Source organism: Streptomyces sp. NPDC048606, from assembly GCF_040650855.1.
In the GTDB taxonomy this organism is placed as follows: Bacteria; Actinomycetota; Actinomycetes; order Streptomycetales; family Streptomycetaceae; genus Streptomyces.
In genome coordinates this window covers 1-2,544 of the sequence record NZ_JBEZIB010000100.1, presented here as the reverse complement: position 1 = coordinate 2,544, position 2,544 = coordinate 1, and the positions used below count along the sequence as shown (strand labels likewise).

General features: G+C 57.3%; 2 protein-coding genes and 1 pseudogene. 1 reads left to right on the top strand and 2 read right to left on the bottom strand.

What is annotated here, in order from left to right; all coding sequences use genetic code 11:
* Positions 1–161, bottom strand: a pseudogene (locus AB0D01_RS39640) (dioxygenase); the annotation flags it as partial.
* A 187-nt stretch (positions 162–348) separates the two neighbouring features.
* Positions 349–873 (bottom strand): hypothetical protein, encoded by a 525-nt coding sequence (locus tag AB0D01_RS39635; RefSeq protein ID WP_363064278.1) that lies wholly within the window; start codon positions 871–873, stop codon positions 349–351.
* A gap of 850 nt (positions 874–1,723) precedes the next feature.
* Here AB0D01_RS39635 and AB0D01_RS39630 point away from each other — a divergent pair.
* Complete coding sequence (locus tag AB0D01_RS39630) at positions 1,724–2,242, top strand: Imm1 family immunity protein (protein ID WP_363064276.1); 519 nt, start codon at positions 1,724–1,726, stop codon at positions 2,240–2,242.
* Positions 2,243–2,544 lie beyond the last annotated feature (302 nt).

Sequence of the window (2,544 nt, the reverse complement as noted above, 5' to 3'; positions counted from 1 at the left end):
TGGTCGGCCTGCCAGAAGTCGAGCAGCACGCCGGGTATCGGGCGGCAGCCGCGTCCGAAGACGTACCCGGTGACGGTGAGTCGGGTGCCGGGCGTACCGTTCGTGACCAGCGAGTTCCTCAGCGGGGAGTTGGGCTTGAAGTACGGGCCCTCCATCTGCTCCACCGACTGCTCGCGGGCGAGGGCGACCCGCCCCCCGACTTCTGTCCCTCCTGCTCAGTGAGCGCACGAACCCGGACCGGTTTCGCCACCCCGCCTCCCATGCTTCTTGGAGAACTCGTTTCCAAGCAGCACAACGAAACAACCTGGCGACCTTCCCGGTCGCAGCACCATCTGGTATCGCAATCTCTCAGTCGTCGTCAGACATTGTGAAGGCGATTTCCCCTCCGGGATACTGGGTTACTTCGAAACACGGCACCCATTGGATTCGCTTAGCCGCACGACTCTCGTCGGTAAGGATCAGAGCGCTGTTGGCAGTCCAGCGAATCGTGAACTGGCAGTCGCCTGAGTTCTTACCGTCCGCGAAGGCGACAGGCATCGTCCTGTTTCCGCTGTCCAGGGACGGAATGTGTGACGAGCCGTTTTCGGTTATGGCCGCAAACCGCCAGTGATTGCATTGTGTTATGACGTTGGGGCGGTAGGTGTTGACGGACTTCCCGAATGTCTCGCCGGGGCTGAGGCGAAACCATCCATAGGAACGTGTCGGGTTCTTCTCGTTTCCCAGAATGGCGAAAGCCCACAACACTGGAACGGCGGATTTGTTTTCGACCGTGAGGCTGCCCTCAGAATTTCCGAGTTCATGCCACTTTCGCACTAGCCCTTGCGAGGTGTCAACGATTTTAAGAGCTGTAACCAGGGCAGTGATTGCGTCCACTTTCGTTCCCCCTTCAGGACGAGTTGCAGCAGGCTATCTGCCCGGCAGGGTCTCGACAAGGTGACGACTGGTGCTCAAGTGGTCAAAGGGGCTGAAGTTAACCATGTGACATATGAGGCGGGAAATTTGCCTGAGTATTTCGACAGTAGGGAGATGTGTTATTGCGGAGAAGTTGCCACAAGTGGGGGGTGTGCGGAATTCGTAATCACCGCGACAGGCGAGCATCCATTCTGGGCGGTCGATCTCTCGGTGTGGGTCGACGCAACGAGGCGGCGACTTCGCACTTCCGTGAATTCGCGGGTTCAAATTGCGGGAATTGGGCGCCGGGTCGCCAATCGTGAATCCGTAGTGTAACCATTGCTGGCCTTCACGGTTTCTATGTAACAGCTGGCGCGAATTCAGTTCTCGGTCGCAACATTGCATGCGGGGAAGTGATATTCAAGGGCGTCGACAATCTGACCGGATCGAAGGTCGCGAGTGCGCAGGTAATCGACGATGCTGGTGAAGTTGGGCCGGGTAGCCGGCGGCGACACCAGGGGCGCAGAAGCGCAGTCGGTCAGAAGCCATCTCGATGAATCCGGAACGCCTTCACTTCCGGGAGGGAATGGGGACCAAATATCCGCAGACTGCGCTGAAGCAAACTTGTAATGCAGGTGAGAGAGTCGAAAATTACTACGCTCCCTCGCGATGTAGTCATCAACAATTCGACCGATATGTGCGATCAGCTTTTCGGATGTCAAGCGGCAGTGTCGTGCATCCTCCTGAAATGCCAGGGCGTGCGAATGTTTTGGAAAAACAGGCCTGGCGAACTCGAATAGTTCAAAATCCTGCAGGGAGGGGTGACCAGCCGGTGATCCTCAACGTATCCTTCGCTCATGAAATCCACTACGCACACGCCCTCGAAGAGATGCTTGGCCTGACTTCGCGCGTCATCGAAGAGATGGCGAAAGGTAATGCCGACAGTGGACCTCAATACTCCGGCGTTACAGCCACCTTCTGCATGTCGAAAAAGCGCCACACGACCTCCGATGCCGCGTCACTTCCCGACAATTTTCTTACTGCCTCGGTTAATGGCAGTTCAGGTTACGGGGCGTTGACCTGGTTCACTTCATCCAACCGGCTGGGTGCAAAGGAACTCGTTGCGCATACATGGGTATCCGACAATCCAAATCCTCCAATTTTTGACCCCATCGTGGTAGGTGACAGCGGAAGTCCAGTATTTCACGACCGTCGAAGTACGCTGCCGATCCAAGAGGTCACTGCTGCAGTTGAGGAGTTCTGCCGGGTCGGCACAGGGGCACGGCCTGAATCAATCGACTGGGTAGCGGGAACTCCTGCCGGTCACCGAATTTCAGAAGGCCATCTGTAGCGGCGCAAGTTCTCGGCTGAAATATGGAGCGAAATCTACGAGGGAAATCGCCTACTGCGTTTCTCCCTTGCTCGAGTTCAGCCGCCTCCTTGCCTGCGGGCCCTGCCCGCGCGGCTTAGTACGACAGTTGGACTTCGTGATCTGGCTCAGCTCGACGCGGTGAGTACTGGCGTCTTCGCTGGTTGGGACCAGTGCATGCGTGATTGGCCCTAAGGGTTGTCCCGTAAATGATCTTTGAGTTGCCTCGGGGATAGTGGGCTGCTGTACCGCCCGTAGGCCTATCCGGCGAGGGCGAGGTTGTG